The 20347-nt window shown below is 38.3% G+C and carries 17 protein-coding genes; 2 read left to right on the forward strand and 15 right to left on the reverse strand.

Going from position 1 to position 20347, the window contains the following annotated elements:
- From rplV to rpsL, 10 genes are all read right to left on the reverse strand, one after another.
- Nucleotides 1-354: a 50S ribosomal protein L22 gene (gene rplV, locus DKL56_RS06125; RefSeq protein ID WP_046307574.1), complete on the reverse strand. Its 354-nt coding sequence runs from the start codon at nucleotides 352-354 to the stop codon at nucleotides 1-3.
- A gap of 19 nt (nucleotides 355-373) precedes the next feature.
- Nucleotides 374-655 carry a 30S ribosomal protein S19 gene (gene rpsS, locus DKL56_RS06130; protein WP_046307575.1) on the reverse strand — a complete coding sequence of 94 codons (282 nt, stop codon included), beginning with the start codon at nucleotides 653-655 and terminating at the stop codon, nucleotides 374-376.
- Nucleotides 656-673: 18 nt separating this feature from the next.
- Complete coding sequence (gene rplB / locus DKL56_RS06135; RefSeq protein WP_046307576.1) at nucleotides 674-1510, reverse strand: 50S ribosomal protein L2; 837 nt, start codon at nucleotides 1508-1510, stop codon at nucleotides 674-676.
- A 15-nt stretch (nucleotides 1511-1525) separates the two neighbouring features.
- Nucleotides 1526-1831: a 50S ribosomal protein L23 gene (gene rplW / locus DKL56_RS06140; RefSeq protein ID WP_046307577.1), complete on the reverse strand. Its 306-nt coding sequence runs from the start codon at nucleotides 1829-1831 to the stop codon at nucleotides 1526-1528.
- Nucleotides 1828-2460: a 50S ribosomal protein L4 gene (gene rplD / locus DKL56_RS06145; RefSeq protein ID WP_046307581.1), complete on the reverse strand. Its 633-nt coding sequence runs from the start codon at nucleotides 2458-2460 to the stop codon at nucleotides 1828-1830. Before rplD ends, rplW begins: the two co-directional genes overlap by 4 nt.
- 14 nt (nucleotides 2461-2474) lie before the next feature.
- On the reverse strand, nucleotides 2475-3104 hold the full coding sequence (gene rplC / locus DKL56_RS06150) for a 50S ribosomal protein L3 (protein ID WP_046307583.1): 630 nt from the start codon (nucleotides 3102-3104) through the stop codon (nucleotides 2475-2477).
- 25 nt (nucleotides 3105-3129) lie between these two features.
- On the reverse strand, nucleotides 3130-3438 hold the full coding sequence (gene rpsJ, locus DKL56_RS06155) for a 30S ribosomal protein S10 (RefSeq protein ID WP_046307586.1): 309 nt from the start codon (nucleotides 3436-3438) through the stop codon (nucleotides 3130-3132).
- A 385-nt stretch (nucleotides 3439-3823) separates the two neighbouring features.
- On the reverse strand, nucleotides 3824-5926 hold the full coding sequence (gene fusA / locus DKL56_RS06160) for an elongation factor G (RefSeq protein ID WP_074425752.1): 2103 nt from the start codon (nucleotides 5924-5926) through the stop codon (nucleotides 3824-3826).
- 23 nt (nucleotides 5927-5949) lie between these two features.
- Nucleotides 5950-6420: a 30S ribosomal protein S7 gene (gene rpsG, locus DKL56_RS06165; protein ID WP_046307588.1), complete on the reverse strand. Its 471-nt coding sequence runs from the start codon at nucleotides 6418-6420 to the stop codon at nucleotides 5950-5952.
- 15 nt (nucleotides 6421-6435) lie between these two features.
- Nucleotides 6436-6843, reverse strand: a complete 408-nt coding sequence (gene rpsL, locus DKL56_RS06170) for a 30S ribosomal protein S12 (RefSeq protein ID WP_046307589.1) — start codon at nucleotides 6841-6843, stop codon at nucleotides 6436-6438.
- A 180-nt stretch (nucleotides 6844-7023) separates the two neighbouring features.
- On the opposite strand from rpsL, the gene DKL56_RS06175 reads away from it, so the two are divergent.
- Both DKL56_RS06175 and DKL56_RS06180 read left to right on the forward strand, forming a co-directional pair.
- Entirely contained in the window at nucleotides 7024-7713 is a 690-nt protein-coding gene (locus DKL56_RS06175; RefSeq protein WP_109715757.1) for a prepilin peptidase, read from the forward strand.
- 184 nt (nucleotides 7714-7897) lie between these two features.
- A complete protein-coding gene (locus DKL56_RS06180) occupies nucleotides 7898-8266 on the forward strand; it encodes a DUF3021 family protein (protein ID WP_109715758.1) in 369 nt (122 codons plus the stop codon).
- Nucleotides 8267-8334: 68 nt separating this feature from the next.
- On the opposite strand, the gene rpoC is transcribed toward DKL56_RS06180, so the two are convergent.
- The 5 genes from rpoC to DKL56_RS06205 form a co-directional block, all read right to left on the reverse strand.
- Complete coding sequence (gene rpoC, locus DKL56_RS06185) at nucleotides 8335-11994, reverse strand: DNA-directed RNA polymerase subunit beta' (protein WP_109715759.1); 3660 nt, start codon at nucleotides 11992-11994, stop codon at nucleotides 8335-8337.
- 16 nt (nucleotides 11995-12010) lie between these two features.
- Nucleotides 12011-15643, reverse strand: a complete 3633-nt coding sequence (gene rpoB / locus DKL56_RS06190; RefSeq protein ID WP_109715760.1) for a DNA-directed RNA polymerase subunit beta — start codon at nucleotides 15641-15643, stop codon at nucleotides 12011-12013.
- 211 nt (nucleotides 15644-15854) lie between these two features.
- Complete coding sequence (locus tag DKL56_RS06195; protein WP_109715761.1) at nucleotides 15855-18359, reverse strand: ATP-dependent Clp protease ATP-binding subunit; 2505 nt, start codon at nucleotides 18357-18359, stop codon at nucleotides 15855-15857.
- A 379-nt stretch (nucleotides 18360-18738) separates the two neighbouring features.
- On the reverse strand, nucleotides 18739-19308 hold the full coding sequence (locus DKL56_RS06200) for a hypothetical protein (protein ID WP_109715762.1): 570 nt from the start codon (nucleotides 19306-19308) through the stop codon (nucleotides 18739-18741).
- A gap of 692 nt (nucleotides 19309-20000) precedes the next feature.
- A complete protein-coding gene (locus DKL56_RS06205) occupies nucleotides 20001-20309 on the reverse strand; it encodes a hypothetical protein (protein ID WP_109715763.1) in 309 nt (102 codons plus the stop codon).
- Nucleotides 20310-20347 lie beyond the last annotated feature (38 nt).

The following is a 20347-nucleotide window of genomic DNA, read 5'->3' on the forward strand; positions in this document are numbered from 1 at the left end:
TTAATCGTTCTTTTCTGAAACTACAACAACTACATGACTAGTTCTCTTGTTAATTGGAGAAGCCATACCCTTGGCACGCGGTCTAAATCTCTTTAAAGTAGCACCTTCATTTACGTATGCTTCAGATACGTAAAGGTTAGCACTTTCAAGATCGTAGTTATGTTCTGCGTTAGCGATTGCTGAACGTAAAACTTTTTCAACGATTGGGGAAGCAGCTCTAGGCGTAAATTCCAAGATTGCTAATGCTTCAGCAACATCTTTGCCGCGAATCAAATCAACGACCAAACGTGCTTTTCTTGGAGCAATACGAACAGTTCTTGCTTCAGCCCTAGCTGAACTAATTTGTTCTGCCATTTAAGTGTTTCTCCTTCCTCTATTTTCCAGTGGCCTTGTCGTCAGATGTCTTGTGTCCGTGGAAAGTTCTCGTTGGAACAAATTCACCTAACTTGTGACCAACCATGTCTTCAGTAATATAAACTGGAACATGTTTTCTACCATCGTAAACAGCTATAGTCAAACCAACGAAGGAAGGGAAAATAGTTGAACGACGCGACCAGGTTTTAATAACCTGTTTTTTCTCTGTGTCTGCTTGTGCATCGACTTTCTTCAGCAATGATGCATCAGCAAAAGGCCCTTTTTTAATACTACGGCTCATTAATTAACCCTCCTTCTGTTACTTGCTACCCTTACGGTGACGAATAATTAACTTCTCGCTAGCTTTCTTACTATCTCTAGTCTTAATACCACGAGCTTTCTTACCCCAAGGAGTCATAGGTTGTGGACGACCAACTGGAGCCTTACCTTCACCACCACCATGTGGGTGATCGTTAGGGTTCATTACAGAACCACGAGATTGTGGACGTCTGCCTAACCAGCGACTACGGCCAGCCTTACCTAATTGAATCAATGAGTGTTGTTCATTACCAACAACACCGATAGTTGCACGACAAGCTGACAAAATCTTACGAACTTCGCCACTTTGTAATCTAACTAAAGTGTACTTACCGTCATTACCTAAAACTTGAGCACTGGTGCCGGCACTTCTTACGAATTGTCCACCTTTGCCAGGTCTTAATTCAATGTTGTGAATTGAAGTACCAGTTGGAATGTTTGCTAATGGTAAAGCGTTACCTGGTTTAATATCTGAATTTGGACCAGATTCAACAACAGCGCCAACTTTTAAGCCTTTAGGAGCTAAAATGTAAGCTTTGATACCATCAGTGTAGTGTAAAAGCGCAATGTTAGCACTTCTGTTTGGATCATATTCAATAGACTTAACAACAGCCTTTGCATTGTCCTTGTTACGCTTAAAATCGATGATACGGTACTTTTGTTTATGACCACCACCACGGTGTCTACTTGTAATACGACCATATGAGTTACGACCTGCAGTATGTGATTGAGATTCAAGTAAGGTACGTTCTGGCGTAGTCTTAGTAATCTCAGCAAAGTCGGAAGAAGTCATATTACGGCGACCATTTGTGGTTGGCTTATAAATTTTAATAGCCAATTGACTGACCTCCTATTACTTATTTTCTTCTTGATTTTCGTCTTTGAAAATCTTAATGTCGTTTGAATCATCAGTTAATGTGACAATTGCTTTACGCGTACGAGCAGTCTTACCAGTGTAACGACCAACACGCTTGTCTTTACCACGAACATTCATGATATTAACTTTCTTAACTTTGACATCAAAAATTTCTTCGACAGCATTACGAACTTGCGTCTTGGTTGCAGTTAAAAGCACGTTGAAAGTGTACTTCTTATCATCCATTAAGTTCGTTGACTTTTCAGTAATGATAGGTCTTAAAATGATATCATGTGCACTCATTTTCTCGAAGCCCCCTCAACATTCTCTTCAATCTTCTCAATAGCATCCTTAGTCAAGATCAATTTGTCATAGTTGACAACGTCTTCAACGTTTAAACCGTTGATAGGAACAACCTTAACCTTTGGTAAGTTTCTAGCTGAAAGTTGTACATTCTTGTCTTCTGAAACTACAAGTACTTTACCTTCAATATTTAAGCTGTCTAACATTGACTTGAATTCTTTAGTCTTAGGAGCAGACATTGTCAACTGGTCTAAAACGATCAAATTCTTATCAATCAACTTTTGGGAAAGAACTGACTTGATAGCCAAACGACGTTGCTTTCTTGGCATTGAATATGCGTAAGAACGTGGAGTTGGTCCGAAGACTACACCACCGCCACGCCATTGTGGTGAACGGATAGAACCTTGACGAGCACGACCAGTACCTTTTTGCTTCCATGGCTTTTTACCACCACCGCGAACAGCAGATCTGTTCTTAACTTTTGAGGTACCTTGACGCTTGCCAGCTCTTTGTCTGATGATTGCGTCGAAAACTACGCTTTCGTTTGGTTCGATACCAAATACTTCATCTTTTAAAGTAACTTCACCGGCATCTTTACCTTTTTGATCGATAACTTTTAAATTAGCCATTCTAGTCCTCCTTCCTATTTACTATTCTTAACAGCAGATCTAACAGTAATTAATGAGTTCTTAGCACCTGGAACGTTACCTTTGATAAGTAATACGTTCTTGTCTGCTACAACTTTTTCAATTACTAAGTTTTCAATGGTAACTTTCTTCATACCCATGTGACCTGGCAAACGCTTGCCCTTTGGTACACGGTTAATGATGGAACCCATTGAACCAGGAACTCTGTGGTATCTTGAACCGTGAGTTTCAGGTCCACGTGATTGGCCCCAACGCTTAATGTTACCTTGGTATCCATGACCTCTTGTAGTACCAGTAACGTCTACGACGTCACCTTCCTTAAATGTGTCCACAGTAATTTCTGAGCCGACTTCGTAGTCCTTAAGCTCAACTCCGCGGATTTCACGTATGAAGCGCTTAGGCGAAGTCTTTGCTTTTTCAGCATGACCTTTTTCTGGTTTGTTGCTCAAAACTTCACGCTTGTCTTGGTATCCCAATTGAACTGCTTCGTAACCGTCTGATTCAACAGTCTTAACTTGCATAACAACGTTAGGAGTTGCTTCGACAACAGTTACAGGAACAAGGATGCCATCTTTGGTGAAGACTTGAGTCATACCGACTTTTCTTCCTAAGATTCCTTTGGTCATGATTACACCTCTTTCTTTTTAAAAATTATAATTTGATTTCGATGTCAACGCCGCTTGGTAGATCAAGCTTCATTAAAGAATCAACAGTTTTAGGTGTAGGACTTAAAATATCGATTAAACGCTTGTGCGTACGCATTTCAAATTGTTCACGTGAGTCCTTGTTCTTGTGTGGTGAACGAAGAACAGTAAACAAAACCCTTTCTGTTGGTAGTGGAACTGGACCTGAGATCTCAGCACCAGTTCTCTTAGCTGTTTCTACAATTTTAGCAGCCGATTCATCGAGAATACCATGTTCGTAAGACTTAAGTCTAATACGAATTGATTGACTTGCCATTGAATTACCTCCTCAACGTCTTCTTTTTAAAAGATGACTAGCCTCCGCAAAAATTCCCGGCACCACCTCTGTGGCAATGCAGCCTGGTGTGCCGCAACCTTTTGCATCAACGCTTTACAACAATATGTGCATTAGAGCATAGTACACCCTAAGCGCACAAAGACTAGTATACCGATTTTATGGCTAGATATCAAGGGTTTTAGGATATTTTTCTCGATTTTGACCAATTAATTAATATACTTTTTTCAAAAATTAAAATTAAAATTTTTCAACAGCGCCTAAGTTACTATCTATGGCTCGATATAGCAAGAAATTTGCTTATTTTTAAACAAAAAGAGCTATTGGATTTACCAATAGCTCGATTAAACAAATTGTTTAGTTAAAATTATTCAGCGTTATTGTTGTTACCGCCACGACTCTTAATAATTTCTTCTTGAATTGACTTAGGAGTTGCAGCATAGTGGTCAAATACCATAGTAAATGTACCACGACCTTGAGTTGATGAACGTAAAGTAGTTGCGTAACCAAACATTTCAGCAAGTGGAACCATTGCATTCAATACCTTGGCACCAGCACGGTCTACCATGTTGTCCATTGTACCACGACGAGCAGTAACTGAACCCATTACGTCACCCAAGTATTCTTCAGGAGTAATAACTTGTACCTTCATAATTGGTTCAAGAATTACAGCACCAGCCTTAGGAGCAGCATTTCTTAAAGCAAGAGATGCAGCAACCTTGAAGGCAGCTTCTGATGAATCGACTTCGTGGTAACTACCATCGTAAAGCTTAGCCTTAACATCGATCAATGGGTAACCTGCAAGGATACCGTTCTTCATTGATTCTTGCAAACCAGCATCAACTGATGGGATAAATTCACGAGGAACAACACCACCGACGATGGCATCTTCAAATTCGTAGCCTTTACCTCTTTCATTTGGCGTAAATTCAATCCAAACGTCACCGTATTGACCCTTACCACCTGATTGACGAACAAACTTACCTTGTGCTTTAGCTTCTTTAGTGAAGGTTTCACGGTAGGCAACTTGTGGTTCACCAATCTTAGCTTCAACGTGGAATTCACGCTTCATACGTTCAACCATGATTTGTAGGTGCAATTCACCCATTCCTGAAATCAATGTTTGACCAGTTTCAGCGTTAGTTTCAGCTCTGAAAGTTGGGTCTTCTTCAGTTAACTTTTGTAAAGCAACATCAAGTTTATCACGGTCAGCCTTTGATTCAGGTTCAATTGAAACTTGAATAACTGGATCTGGAACTTCCAAACTTTCCAAAATCAATGGATGATCTGGGTCAGTTAAAGAGTCACCAGTAGTAGTGTTCTTCAAACCGATAGCACCAGCGATATCACCTGAGAAAACTTCAGAAATTTCACTTCTTGAGTTAGCGTGCATTTGCAATAAACGACCAACACGTTCACGACTGTTCTTTGATGCGTTTAAAACGTATGAACCTGATTCAAGTGAACCAGTGTAAACACGAATGTAAGTTAAACGACCAACAAATGGGTCAGTAGCAATCTTAAATGCTAAAGCTGAGAATGGCTTGTCGTCACCAGCAATCAATTGAACTTCTTCATCAGTCTTAGGATCATGAGCAATATAAGGCTTAACGTCTAATGGTGATGGTAAGTAATCAACAACACCATCAAGCATCATTTGAACACCCTTGTTCTTAAATGCTGAACCTGCAAAGACAGGGAAAGCCTTTAATTCCAAAGTTGCTTTACGAAGAGCAGCCTTTATTTCATCAACAGAAATTTCTTCACCGTTAAGGTACTTCTCCATAACTGCATCGTCAACGTCAGCAACTTGTTCAATTAACTCGTTACGACGTCTTTCTGCTTCTTCCTTGTATTCATCAGGAACTGGAATAGTGTCCCACTTAGAACCAAGTTTGTCTTCATCATAAACATCAGCAACCATGTTGATTAAGTCGATGACACCTTCAAAAGTATCAGCAGAACCGATAGGCATTTGAACAGCGATTGCGTTAGCATTTAGACGTTCATGTAAAGAAGTAACAGACTTATCAAAATCTGCACCAATTTTATCCATCTTGTTAACAAAAACAATACGAGGAACACCGTAAGTTTCAGCTTGACGCCAAACGTTTTCGGTTTGTGGTTCTACACCTGCTTGACCATCAAGAACAGTTACGGCACCATCAAGAACACGTAGGGAACGTTCAACTTCGATAGTGAAGTCAACGTGTCCTGGGGTATCAATGATGTTAATTCTGTAGTCATTCCATTGAGCTGTAGTAGCAGCAGACGTAATAGTGATACCACGTTCTTTTTCTTCTTCCATCCAGTCCATTTGTGAGTCACCTTCGTGGGTCTCACCAATTTTATGAATCTTACCAGTGTAATAAAGAATACGCTCAGTAGTGGTAGTCTTACCCGCATCAATGTGGGCCATGATACCAATATTACGTGTTTTTTCTAATGGAAACTCACGTTTATTAGCCATAAATTCATTCTCTCCTTATAAAATTAGAAACGATAGTGTGCAAATGCACGGTTAGCTTCAGCCATACGGTGTACATCTTCACGTTTCTTAACAGCTGAACCAGTGTTGTTTGAAGCATCAATGATTTCATTAGCTAGACGTTCATCCATTGTGTGTTCATTACGTAAACGTGCGTATGAAACAAGCCATCTTAAGCCCAAAGTTGTTCTTCTTTCAGGACGAACTTCAACTGGGACTTGGTAGTTAGAACCACCGATACGGCGAGCTTTAACTTCCAAAACTGGCATAATGTTGTTCATTGCTTCTTCAAATACTTCAAGTGGTTCTTTACCAGTCTTATCTTTGATAATGTCAAAAGCATCGTAAAGGATTGAAGATGCCTTAGCTCTCTTACCATCAAGCATTAAGTGGTTGATTAATTTAGTAACAAGCTTTGAGTTGTATACTGGATCTGCCAAAACATCTCTTTTAGCTATATGTCCTTTTCTAGGCATTATTTAACTCCTCCTTTAGTCTTTCTTAGCACCGTATTTAGAACGGCTTTGTTTTCTGCCATCAACACCAGCAGTATCAAGGGCACCACGGATAATATGGTAACGTACACCAGGAAGGTCCTTTACACGTCCACCACGGATTAAAACAACCGAGTGTTCTTGCAAGTTGTGACCTTCACCTGGGATGTAGGCAGTAACTTCGATTAAGTTAGAAAGACGAACACGAGCATACTTACGTAAAGCTGAGTTTGGCTTCTTTGGTGTCATAGTACCAACACGAGTTGCAACTCCACGCATTTGTGGTGCAGGGTTGTTTACTAATTCCTTCTTCATACTGTTGTAGCCATAGCTTAAAGCTGGTGACTTTGATTTAGTCGTCTTAGTGTGACGACCTTTTCTTACCAATTGGTTTATGGTTGGCATAAACTTTTTCCTCCTAAAATTTGATTATCTTGTTCACACACCCAGGAGTTTCTTTTTTAGACCTGAGTTATCTCCAAAATACACAAAGACTATTGTACTACCTTTTCAGCAAAATGCAATTTTCTTTTTTGAAAAAGCAAAATTTAGTTTTCTGCGTAATTAAATATGTGAGGTGGAAAAATGAATTTACTTTATCAATTAACTAATTTTTTGATCGGGACTTGTTTGGCTTCCCACGCATGTGTAATTGCTGAAAGAGCAGGCAAAGAGGATTTTATTTTTACTCGTTCCAAATGTACTAATTGCAAACAGCAACTGAGCTTACTTGATGAAATCCCCTTAGTTTCTTATTTAATGCTCAAAGGTCGCTGCCGCTATTGCAAAGTGCACATCCCTTGTGAATATTTCTTAATAGAATTTTTGGGTGGCTTTGCCTTTTGTAAAATTAATTTCAGTAGTATTAGTGGCATGAATACTGCACTTGTACTATTTAGCCTACTACTTGCAGCTATTAGTGACTATCAACGTAAAGAATTTGATGTTGCATTCATTGTTCCGGCTTTCATTATTGCAACTTTACACATATTACTGAATTTCCAAAAAATCAGTTCTGTTGATCTCATTCACTTTTGTCCTATTTTTGCTCTTTTTATCTATGAAATACTCAAAAATAATTTAGGTTCTGGGGATTTACTTGTTTATCTAATTCTGGCCCTTTACTTTAGTCCTCAATTTGCAAACTTGGCTTTTTTAGTCGCATCACTTATTCTAGTTATTCTCTTTAAAACTGCTGAGCTGGATAGAAAAGCTTCTGTGGCATTTATTCCATTTATTTATATTGGTGTAGTCACTCAACTTTTGTGCAAATAAAAAGTCTTTTAGGTCAAGTCTCCAATTAAAGATGAAAATCAAAAGATTGCTATTTAGCCATAACATTTCAAGTAATATTAATCCAGTTAAATATGAGCCAGTTTTATCACCTATTTTCTTTTGCATTTCAACCTATGATAAAATCTTTTATATAAGAAAATTCGAAGTTTATTGAGGAAAAACGATGCACTATATTTTATCTGCAGCAATACGTGGCGCCATACCTTTTATCATTATGAGTATATTTTCATGGATTATGAAATTACAACATATCGATGATTATAGCGTCAAATCGACATTTATCACGGGACTAATAATAACTGCAGTTGCAGCAACCTCTGTTATTTATGATGTCAAAAGTTGGTCATTAATAAAACAATCTGTCGTTCATTTTCTAATCATGCTGGTTACTATATATCCTTGTTTAGTATTCAGTGGCTGGTTCCCAACTAAATCAATACTAGACTTAGTAAAAATATTTGGTTTCTTTCTGATTGTTGGCATTATTTTATGGACAATATCATATATTCTATTTGGTAAGATTTTAAAGTAATAATTTCGAGCAAACAAAAAACTGTTCCGTTAGTAACTTCTAACGGAACAGTTTTTATTTATATTATTTTATGACTCTGTAGCTTCGTCAGCTTCCCGCATCTTTTTTTCAATATCAGCTATTGAATAAACAGATTTAGGTTTTGGAACATCAGCTTCAGGTTCCATATCACGGTAAATTGGAAGACCGGTTCCGGCCGGAATAATCTTACCGATGATAACATTTTCCTTCAAACCGAGTAATGGATCATTCTTACCTCTGATTGAGGCATCAGTCAATACACGGGTAGTTTCCTGGAATGAAGCAGCTGATAAGAAACTGTTAGTTTCAAGAGCAGCCTTCGTAATACCAAGAATGACACTTTGTGCAGTGGCTGGAATACCACCAGAAATAATAACTGAAGTATTACGTTCCTTGAATTCACCAATATCCATGATCTCACCTGGAAGTAAGTTGGTTTCACCAGGATCAAGCACACGTACTTTCTGTAACATTTGTCTAGTCAAAACTTCGACGTGCTTATCAGAAATATCTACACCTTGCATCCGGTATGCTTTTTGAACTTCAACCAAGATGTATTCTTCAGTTGTTAAGGTATCAGTAACTTGGATAAGTTCCTTTGGATCGATTGATCCGAGAGTTAACTTGGAGCCACGACTAACCTCATCACCTTCACTAACTGCAACCGATGCAGTGTAAGGTACACTGTAGCTTCTAGTATCGATCTTACCTTTAACAGTAATCTCACGTGTATGCTCTGCTGGATTTTCTTGAATCGAATCAATTAAACCATCTACTTCAGAGATAATAGCACGTCCTTTTGGATTACGTGCTTCAAACAATTCCTGAACACGAGGAAGACCCTGAGTAATATCTTCTGCACCAGCAACACCACCGTTGTGGAATGTACGTAAAGTAAGCTGAGTACCAGGTTCACCAATTGATTGGGCAGCAACCGTACCAACTGCTTCACCCACTTCAACTTCCTCACCAGTAGCAAGGTTCATACCGTAACACTTACGGCAAACACCATGGGAAGTATCACAAGTTAGGATAGAACGAATCTTAACGTCTGTCACACCAGCATCACAAATTTTATGTGATAAATCTTCATCAAGCATGACATTTGGTCTAACAATAGCTTCGCCAGTCTTAGGATCTTTAACAGTTTCAGCAGTAAAGCGTCCTAATAGACGATCGTATAGTGGCTCAATTAATTCGTCACCTTCCATGATGGCATGAACATTGATACCACGGTCAGTACCACAATCATCTTCACGGATAATAACATCTTGAGCAACATCAACTAGACGACGAGTCAAGTACCCTGACTGGGCAGTCTTCAATGCTGTATCAGTCATTCCCTTACGAGCACCGTGAGTGGACATGAATAGTTCTAGAACTGATAGACCTTCCTTGAAGTTTGAAGTAACTGGAATTTCGAACAATCCACCGTTAGGAGTGGCCATCAATCCACGCATACCAGCTAACTGAGTAAAGTTGGAAATGTTACCACGAGCACCAGAGTCCGCCATGATCGTAATTGGATTACGAGGATCATAAATTTGAGCAATTTCGTCCTGAACTTGATCCTTACAATCATTCCAAATGCTGATAACACGATCGTGACGCTCTTGCTCAGTAATTAGGCCTCGTCTAAATTGCTTAGAAACGACATCAACTTGCTTGTGCGCCTTAGCAACCTTTTCGTCCTTGTCCTCAATTTCTGGTACATCAGTCATGCCGATTGTAATACCAGAAGTGGTTGAACTAGTGTAGCCAAGTGTCTTTAAGTCATCAAGGTATTCAGAAGTCCTTTGAACCTTGTAGTACTTGTAAATAGTTGCAATTGAATCAGATAAGAAAGATTTCTTAAATGGTGTTGAGATTAAATCACTAGCAACATCATCAATCTTTTCATGGATATCTTCACCAGGCTCTAAGAAGTACTTAGCGCTTACTGGATGGTTCAGGTTTTCTTCAGTTGGCTCATTAATGTAGAAGTAATCATCTGGGAAAATTTGATTGAAGATGATTCTGCCGTAAGTGGTAATGAAAATGCCATGTTCAAAACCTTTAGGCCATGACTTCTTAGGCATCGAATCGGCAGACATACCAATAATAGTGTGATAGTGAATATCACCATTATTATATGCAACTGTTGCTTCATCAGGTGAATTGAAGATCATTCCTTCACCTTCACGGCCCTTTTCGGCTTGAGTCAACCAGTAGTTACCTAAAACTACATCCTGAGATGGTGTAACAATTGGCTTACCATCCTTAGGTGCCAAAATATGGTGAGCTGCAAGCATTAACAAACGTGATTCAGCGACAGCTTCATCAGATAGAGGAACGTGAATAGCCATCTGGTCACCATCGAAGTCGGCATTGTAGGCTTCACATGCAAGTGGATGCAAACGAATTGACTTACCTGGTACCAAAACTGGTTCAAAAGCCTGAATACTCAAACGGTGCAAAGTTGGCGCACGGTTTAGTAAAACAGTTCTTTCCTTAATAACATCTTCTAATACATCCCATACATCATCGTCTTCACGATCAATCTTACGTTTTGCACTCTTAATGTTAGAAGCAATCTTACGCTTAACCAATTCATGCATTACAAATGGCTTGAATAATTCAAGTGCCATTGGCCGAGGAACACCACATTGATAGAATTTCAATTTTGGTGAAACATCGATAACTGAACGACCAGAGTAGTCAACACGCTTACCAAGTAAGTTTTGACGGAAACGACCTTGCTTACCCTTAAGCATGTGTGAAAGTGACTTAAGTGGGCGGTTACCGGGGCCAACAACAGAACGACCACGACGACCATTATCAATCAATGCATCTACGGCTTCTTGTAACATCCGCTTTTCATTTTGAACAATGATATTTGGTGCGTTTAAGTCAAGAAGTCTCTTTAACCGGTTGTTACGGTTAATTACACGACGGTACAAGTCATTCAAATCAGAAGTAGCAAAACGGCCACCTTCTAATTGAACCATTGGACGCAAGTCCGGTGGAATAACTGGCACAGCATCAATGACCATCCATTCTGGCTTATTACCAGAATCTTTAAATGCATCAAGAATGTCTAATCTTCTGATTGCACGTGTACGCTTTTGACCAGTAGCAGTTTCTAATTCCTTCTTTAAATCAGCAACTTCTTTTTCTAGGTCAACTTTACGTAACAAATCGCGAATTGCTTCGGCACCCATTTTAGCTTCAAACCGGTTACCATACTTAGCTTTTTCTTCACGGTATTCTGCTTCAGTTAAAAGCTGCTTGAATTCAAGTTCAGTGTCACCCGGATCAATGACAATGTAGGCCGCAAAATAGATAACTTCTTCCAACAATCTTGGTGACATATCAAGAATCAAACCCATTCGAGACGGGATTCCCTTAAAGTACCAAATGTGGGTTACTGGGGCTGCTAATTCGATGTGACCCATCCGTTCTCTTCTAACTTTAGAAGAGGTAACTTCAACACCACAGCGATCACAAACGATGCCGCGGTATCTCACACCTTTATATTTGCCACATGCACATGCCCAATCCTTGGTTGGTCCAAAGATTCTTTCATCAAACAGACCATCTTTTTCCGGTTTTAAAGTACGGTAGTTGATCGTTTCAGGCTTTTTTACTTCACCATACGACCAGCTCCGAATTTTATTTGGAGAAGCAAGGCCAATTTGCATGCTTTCAAATTTATTTACGTCGATCAAAAGTTTAACCCCCTACTTATCTAGAAATCTTGTTATCATCATCAGACTCATCAACTGGAGTTTCAATCTCGGCTGATTCTTCATCTTCAGATTTTGCGGTTTCTTCGGCTAACTTCTTCTTTTGTTGTTCTTCGGCCATCTTCGACAGGGTATCAATATTCAAATGTTCATTTGAATCATCATCCATGTCACGAAGTTCGATTTCATTGTGATCCATATCAAGAACACGAATATCTAATCCTAGAGATTGTAATTCTTTGACAAGGACACGGAATGATTCAGGAACACCAGGTTTAGGAATTCTGTCACCCTTAACAATTGCTTCATATGCCTTTACACGACCAACAACGTCATCAGATTTGTAAGTCAAAATTTCTTGCAATGTGTATGCAGCACCATAAGCCTCCAGTGCCCAAACTTCCATTTCACCGAAACGCTGTCCACCAAATTGTGCTTTACCACCAAGAGGTTGCTGGGTCACTAATGAGTAAGGCCCAATGGAACGGGCGTGAATCTTATCATCAACCATGTGGGTTAATTTCAGATAGTGCATAATTCCGACGGAAACACGGTTATGGAAAGGTTCTCCGGTACGACCATCATATAAAACAGTCTTACCATCTTCATCGATACCTGCTTTATGAACAGTATCCCAAACATCACTTTCGCTCGCACCATCAAATGCTGGAGTTGCAACGTGGATACCGAGGCTATTAGCAGCCCAGCCCAAATGCAACTCAAGTAACTGTCCGATGTTCATACGTGAAGGAACACCCATTGGGTTCAAACAAATATCAACTGGAGTACCATCTGGTAAGTATGGCATATCTTCTTCAGGAACAACTGCAGCAACAGTACCTTTGTTACCGTGACGACCAGACATCTTATCTCCGACTTGAATCTTTCTCTTTTGTGCGATATGTACACGTACCAGGGTATTTACACCTGGGGAAAGTTCATCGCCGTTTTCACGAGTATAAACTTTAACATCGCGAACGATTCCACCACCACCGTGAGGTACACGTAATGATGTATCACGTACTTCACGTGCTTTTTCACCAAAGATGGCGTGAAGCAAACGTTCTTCAGCGGATAATTCAGTCACACCCTTTGGTGTAACCTTACCAACTAAAATGTCACCGTCATGAACCTCAGCACCAATGCGAACGATTCCTTGACCATCAAGATCTTTAAGTGCATCCTCACCAACATTAGGTAATTCGCGTGTAATTTCCTCAGGTCCAAGTTTAGTGTCACGAGCTTCAGATTCGTAGTCTTCAATACTGATTGAAGTGTAGACATCATCCTTAACTAAACGCTCTGAAAGCATGATGGCATCTTCATAGTTGTACATGTTCCATGTCATGAAGGCAATTACTGGGTTTTGACCCAAAGCAAGCTCACCATGATCCATTGTTGGACCATTAACGATTACTTCGCCTTCTTCAACCTGATCACCTAATCTAACATTTGGTGTTTGGTTATATGACTTGGAGTTGTTAGAACGGCGGTATTTTTCAAGCACATATTTATCTAAAGTGCCGTCAGCACGTCTAATTCTAACTGTATTGGCATCAACGTACTCAACAGTACCTGCTGCCTTAGCAACAATTGCAGCACCAGAGTCATGCGCAGCACGGTATTCCATACCAGTACCGACAAGACAACTGTGTGGATCAATCAATGGGGCAGCCTGACGTTGCTGGTTAGCACCCATCAATGCACGGTTAGAGTCATCGTTTTCAAGGAAAGGAATACATGCAGACGCAACCGAAACAACTTGCTTAGGAATAACGTCCATGTAGTCAATCTTATCAGGACTAACTTCGACGTTGTCTTCCTTATGACGTGCCAAAATTAAATCGTCCTTGAAAGAACCATCTGGATTTAATTTAGTGTTTGCACCGGCAATAATGAAGTTATCTTCTACATCAGCTGTTAAGTAGTCAATCTTATCAGTAACTTTATGCGTCTTCCATGAAACACGACGATATGGTGTTTCAATGAAACCATATTTGTTAATAACTGCGTATGATGCAAGAGAGTTAATTAACCCGATGTTTGGTCCTTCAGGAGTTTCAATCGGGCAAAGACGACCGTATTGGGTATAGTGAACGTCACGAACTTCATATCCAGCACGGTCACGAGTTAAACCACCAGGCCCTAAAGCAGACATACGACGCTTGTGAGTTAATTCGCCAAGGGGGTTATGTTGGTCCATGAACTGTGAAAGTTGTGATGAACCAAAGAATTCTTTGATGCTGGCAACAATAGGTCTAATGTTGATTAATTGTTGTGGTGTAACAGTTGAAGGATCCTGAATTGACATTCTTTCACGAACAACACGTTCCATTCTTGCCAAACCAATTCTAAATTGATTTTGTAACAATTCACCAACACGACGAATACGACGGTTACCTAAGTGATCGATGTCATCAGTGTCACCAATACCATCTTGTAATAAGAAGAAGTAGTTAATTGATGCCAAAATATCTGCTGGAGTTAAGTATTTAACGTCCTTATCGATGTGACCATTAGAAATCAACTTAACAACGCGTTCAGGGTTAGCCTTTGAATATACCTTAACTTCTTGAACAACAATTGGGTCAGGTAAGACGCCTTCTTTTGAAGGTTCATAAGTAACCATCTTGAAGTCATCACGGTCAAGATACTTTTCTAAGCCGTCCATTACTTCATGAGTAACAACAGTACCCTTCTTAACAATAATTTCACCAGTATCTGGGTCAGCTAAAGTTTCTGCTAAAGTTTGACCGTAGAGACGGTTCTTTAATGATAACTTCTTATTAACCTTGTATCGACCAACAGGGGCTAAGTCGTAGCGACGTGGGTCAAAGAAACGAGCATATAAGAGGGACCGTGAAGAATCAGTTGTCTTTGGTTCACCTGGGCGTAGACGCTCATAGATATCCTTTAAGGCTTCAGCAACACGTGAATCTGCTGGATTCTTGTGTACATCTTTATCCAAAGTGAATTGCAAAGTATCACTTTCACCAAAGATATCAATAATTTCGCCATCTGAACCAATTCCTAAAGCTCTAATTAAAACAGTCAAAGGCAGTTTACGAGTACGATCAACACGTACATAAGAAACATTCTTAGCATCTGTTTCATATTCTAGCCATGCACCACGGTTAGGAATAACAGTTGTGCCGAAGATTTCTCGACCATTCTTATCATAGTCGCCAGAATAGTAGACACTTGGTGATCTAACTAATTGGGAAACAATAACTCTTTCGGCACCATTGATAATGAATGAACCAGATTCAGTCATTAAAGGTAAATCGCCGAAGAAAACATCTTGGGTCTTAATTTCACCAGTTTTTTGGTTAGTCAGTTTTAAGGTAACGTGCATTGGTGCAGCGTAAGTTGCATCGTGATCACGCGCTTCATCAACAGTATACTTTGGCTTTTGCAGTTTATAGCCAACGTACTCAAGCGAGAGCTTACCTGAAAAGTCACTGATCGGCATAATGTCGTCGAAGACTTCCTTAATACCTTCATCCAAAAAGTTTTGGTACGATTCGGTTTGAACATCTGTCAAGTTAGGTAGCTTCAGTACTTCTTTAATACGTGAAAAACTACGTCTTGTTCGATGCTTACCGAAATTCACTACGTGTCCATTTAACAAGGAGAAAACATCCTTTCTGTCAGAGAAAGCTAATATTACATTTTGGTTACAATTTCAAAAAGCGGGATTTTTAAGCATAAAAAAGACAAAAACAACCTCTGTCGTTTTTGTCCTTTATTATTCTGCTGGACAATATATCAGCAAAATCCTGAAAATCAGCCTTTTTAATCACGCACTAATATAGCAAATGATAACTGATTTGTCAATCGTTTTACTTAGAGCCAACTAGATTTTTTGGTTCTGCTTTAACTATTTCAAATTTTAATTTGTCATGGTTACAACCAATTTTGAGAAGATCGCCATCACCAAGTTCACCAGTAATTAGTTTTGAGGCAATTTCGTCTTCAATATCCTTTTGAATTGCGCGGCGCAAAGGTCTTGCACCCATCTCAGGATTATAGCCATCTTTAGCAATTTTATCCAAAGCAGCACGTGAAATTTTCAATTGCACGCCTTGCTTTTGCAAACGGACAATCAACTTATGAGTAAGTAGAGTGACAATTTGACGTAATTGTTGCTGGTTAAGCTCATCAAAGATGATTGTTTCATCAACTCGGTTTAAAAATTCTGGACGGAAGAACTGTTTAAGCGCTTGACGAACACGATCCTTACGCATTTCAACTTGGCTTGAATTGTCAGCATTAAAGCCGACTTCTTTGGTATCAAATAAAGAACGCGAACCTAAGTTGGAAGTCATAATAATAATTGTATTCTTAAAGTCTACTTTGCGTCCTTTTGAATCGGTCAAAAAACCATCATCAAGTACTTGCAATAGTAGGTTAAAAACATCAGGGTGGGCTTTTTCAACTTCATCTAGCAAAACTACAGAATATGGGTGGCGACGAACCTGTTCGGATAATTGTCCACCTTCATCATAGCCAACATAGCCTGGAGCTGAGCCGATCAGCTTACTATTAGCAATTTGATCCATGTATTCAGACATATCAATTCTGATTAAGTTATTCTCTGAACCAAAGATTGAGGCCGCTATCGCTTTGGCTAGTTCTGTCTTACCAACCCCTGTTGGGCCCAAGAATAGAAATGAACCGATTGGACGATTTTCATCCTTAATTCCACTCCTACTACGACGAACTGCGCGACTAACTGCACGAACTGCATCCTCTTGTCCGATAATGCGCTTATGCAAATCTGCCTCCAGATTAGCCAGATGCTTTGATTCATCGCGATTCATTTGAGTAACAGGTACGCCTGTCCAGTTTGAAACTACCTTAGCAATATCTTCTGGTTGCACTGTAGACTTTTTACTAGTCGCACTTTCCAATTTAGCGTTTAACTTATCTTGGCGTAATTGCAAGCTATTTTGTCTATCTTGAAGCTGAGCCGCTTTGACAAAATTCTGATTAATCGCAGCTTGATTTTTTTGCTCTATAACTTTTTTAATTTGTTCATTAAGTTGAACCAGCTGGTTATTTGAGCCCTTACCAGACTTGATTTTGACAGCTGCACTAGCTTCATCAATTAAGTCAATTGCTTTATCCGGCAAATAACGGTTAGAAATATATCGACTTGATAAATCAATTGCATTCTCAAGGGCCGCATCAGTAATTGTGACATGGTGAAACTTCTCATATTTTGGTTTCAAACCACTTAAAATAGCTAGTGTCTCTTCCTTAGAAGGTTCATTTAGACGCACTATTTGAAATCTACGTGCTAATGCTTGATCTTTTTCAACATACTTTTGGTACTCGTCAAAAGTTGTTGCACCTATCATTTGAATGTCACCACGTGCAAGTGATGGCTTCAAAATATTAGCTGCATCAATTGATCCTTCGGCTCCACCAGCACCAATTAAGGTATGCATTTCGTCAACAAACAGAATAATTGTTCCGTCATCAACAATTTCTTTGATGATTTTCTTCAGTCGATCTTCAAACTCACCACGATATTTAGTACCAGCAACAAGGCCTCCCAAATCAAGTGAGATGACTTTTTTGTCCATTAAGTCATGCGGCACTTTTTTATTAACTATTGCTGTCGCAATCGCTTCAGCAACAGCCGTCTTACCGACTCCTGGTTCACCGATTAGAACAGGGTTATTCTTGTTACGTCTAGATAAAATTTCAATTACACGAGCGACTTCTTTATCTCGCCCAATCACTGGATCGATTTTGCCATTTTCTGCTCGTTCATTTAAGTTAACTGACACTTGATCAAGGGTTGGCGTTTTGCTTTGCGAATTAGTGGAATTACTATAATCCGCACCATTAAAACTCGACCAACCACTATTATCAGATTGATCATTATCATCAATATTATCGATATCTTCACCTAGCGAGTGTAATAAATCATTGCGCAAACCAGGAAGATCTATGTTCAAATTTCGTAAAATGACAGAAGCAAGAATCTGTTCATTGAGAATCAAACCAAGCAAAATATGACTAGTTTTAATTTGAGCTGAACCTTCACGTTCAGCTAAGATTCCTGCATAAGATAATGCCATACTCAACCGAGGTGACATTTCCATATAAGTAGATTTACCTGCCGAGCCATAGCCGGTATAGCGTTCAATTTCTTCACGGATAGCCGTTGGCGTTGCGCCCCATGCACGCAAGTTTTTACCAGCTTCACCATCAGATTCGATTACCATCGCAAGCAGTACGTGTTCCGTACCGATTAAACGATGATGAAAGCTCTGTGCCTGTTCACGTGCAATTTCTAAAACTTGATTTGCACTTTTGGTATAGGATTTTTTCATCATAGCACCACCTTTAAAAACGATGTGTATCCACTATAAACTTTTTGGCTGAATTGTAAAATATTTTGTTTCAAGTAAAGTGCTTTTAGCGTAAAAACATTGCCACCATTATAGCAAAGACTAGCTAATGATGCTAATTTCTGTTTTCTCAATATAAGTGCTTTTACAAATGTTTTATTTTCGTTAAACAAAATACCTTGATTGTAGCAAAAGATTCACTATATAAGTAGATTAGTTTATGTACGAGTGATATAAATTTCTATTCACTTACTAATCGATTTCAGAAATCGTATGTAATCAACTAACCTTATTTATAATTAAATTTGTGTACAATAAAAAGCAACCTAAAAAGTTGCTTTTTTTGCGCGAATAAATTTAACTAGCTATTTTTTTGTTTAAGATATTGTTCATACAAAAAATTCTCTTTACTAATAATATCTAGTGTCAGAATATCATCGATTTTGATTGGCTCGGATCTAACCTCTTCCATCAAATTATGGTCTTTACAATATTCTGTTTGATCAATTAATACCTTTTGCGTGTCAACAGAAATTATTTTTACAGTTTCCTCATATTCATTTTCAGATTCAGCTATGGTGACATAAAAGCCGCAATTACAACAATAATCTAACAAAGTAATGATATCATTATATACTTTTTGTAAGTTTAATCTATCATATTCATCTTGTTTTTTTAGGTAGTCAATATAGAAATCAAACATCCTTGTATGACTATCATTACATACTAATTTTTCAATTTCTGTCTTTTTATATAAAACATAACTATCTAAACTGCCAATATCGTCTACAACTTCAAAGATATAGTATTGTCCTAGATCGGCAATCATATATCCTACTGCAAATATATAACTATCTTGTGATTTCCCATAAATTTTCACTAACTCCCTTTTATTAAGGTAGTTATTCCAATCTTTTTTATTGATTATCATACAAAATCTCCTTTATTTGCTATGCTTCAAGTTTTTATTAATTTTTCCAGGTTTATATATTTCCTATTTGAGCTAGCTTCAGAAAGGCGCCTTTTTGAAAGTTAAATATTTGTTTGACAAAGAGCCGCACAAGATATTTACATAATGCTGCACAATTTAAGTGCATGTAATTAAACAATATCATTATCAGGTTAAGATTTAGATGCCATAAAATTGCATAGAATAAAACTTTATTCCTACAGGGTCAAACCTGATTATGTCAATGTACCACTTTCAGGTTAGAGCGTAGAACAAAGAAATTGCGTTGAATGAAGTTAGGGAGAATCTTGCCCCATCGTTTTCTATATAGTTAGGATACTTGCGTTTATGTCGACGTAAACATATTAATTCTAATTTATGTATCAGACGCCTAACATTCTTATCTTTGATTACAAAACCACTATGTTTTAATACGCCGATTGCTGGTGAAAGACCTTAACTTATGAATAACCCCAAAATTGTCTAACCTTCTGAACTCACTCTAAATAGAATCTTCTTATATTGTATAGTCAATGTAGCTACTAGTATCCTTGGGCTTTACTAAATTTTTGATTGACTTCTCAAAATTACTTTTAAAGTACTGAAATATTATTGTCCGACTATAATTTTCTAAATGATTAGCCTAACGTTAAGCTTTATACCATATATGTTAATTAACTTAATAAAAGTATATATACCAAAAACAATAAAACTATTCTGACTACATGGTGAATTAGATGAAACGATTTATTCAAAATACCATGCAAAATTGCTGAAATGACTATTAATAAATTCGAAATTATAGTTATAGTTAAAAATTGTTTGTAAGTAACTAAAAAGAATGTAAAAACAGATAATCCTGCAAGAAAAGTTATTATGTCTAAATATGAATGCTTATCATTTTCAAAAAAATCCCAAGCAGCAGCTATACTAGATAAAATCATAAATATGAATAAAACAATAATTCCAATATTTGTTTTCATCTTAATGTTCCTCAATAATTAAACTTACTTTTTATTTT

The organism is Lactobacillus apis (genome assembly GCF_003150935.1).
Classification (GTDB): domain Bacteria; phylum Bacillota; class Bacilli; order Lactobacillales; family Lactobacillaceae; genus Lactobacillus; species Lactobacillus apis.

Bases quoted from the DNA above. Each gene is read 5' to 3' on its own strand.
- rplV (WP_046307574.1), bottom strand. From the start codon at position 354: ATGGCAGAACAAATTAGTTCAGCTAGGGCTGAAGCAAGAACTGTTCGT.
- rpsS (WP_046307575.1), bottom strand. From the start codon at position 655: ATGAGCCGTAGTATTAAAAAAGGGCCTTTTGCTGATGCATCATTGCTG.
- rplW (WP_046307577.1), bottom strand. From the start codon at position 1,831: ATGAGTGCACATGATATCATTTTAAGACCTATCATTACTGAAAAGTCA.
- rplD (WP_046307581.1), bottom strand. From the start codon at position 2,460: ATGGCTAATTTAAAAGTTATCGATCAAAAAGGTAAAGATGCCGGTGAA.
- rplC (WP_046307583.1), bottom strand. From the start codon at position 3,104: ATGACCAAAGGAATCTTAGGAAGAAAAGTCGGTATGACTCAAGTCTTC.
- rpsJ (WP_046307586.1), bottom strand. From the start codon at position 3,438: ATGGCAAGTCAATCAATTCGTATTAGACTTAAGTCTTACGAACATGGT.
- fusA (WP_074425752.1), bottom strand. From the start codon at position 5,926: ATGGCTAATAAACGTGAGTTTCCATTAGAAAAAACACGTAATATTGGT.
- rpsG (WP_046307588.1), bottom strand. From the start codon at position 6,420: ATGCCTAGAAAAGGACATATAGCTAAAAGAGATGTTTTGGCAGATCCA.
- rpsL (WP_046307589.1), bottom strand. From the start codon at position 6,843: ATGCCAACCATAAACCAATTGGTAAGAAAAGGTCGTCACACTAAGACG.
- DKL56_RS06175 (WP_109715757.1), top strand. From the start codon at position 7,024: ATGAATTTACTTTATCAATTAACTAATTTTTTGATCGGGACTTGTTTG.
- DKL56_RS06180 (WP_109715758.1), top strand. From the start codon at position 7,898: ATGCACTATATTTTATCTGCAGCAATACGTGGCGCCATACCTTTTATC.
- DKL56_RS06195 (WP_109715761.1), bottom strand. From the start codon at position 18,359: ATGAAAAAATCCTATACCAAAAGTGCAAATCAAGTTTTAGAAATTGCA.
- DKL56_RS06200 (WP_109715762.1), bottom strand. From the start codon at position 19,308: ATGATAATCAATAAAAAAGATTGGAATAACTACCTTAATAAAAGGGAG.
- DKL56_RS06205 (WP_109715763.1), bottom strand. From the start codon at position 20,309: ATGAAAACAAATATTGGAATTATTGTTTTATTCATATTTATGATTTTA.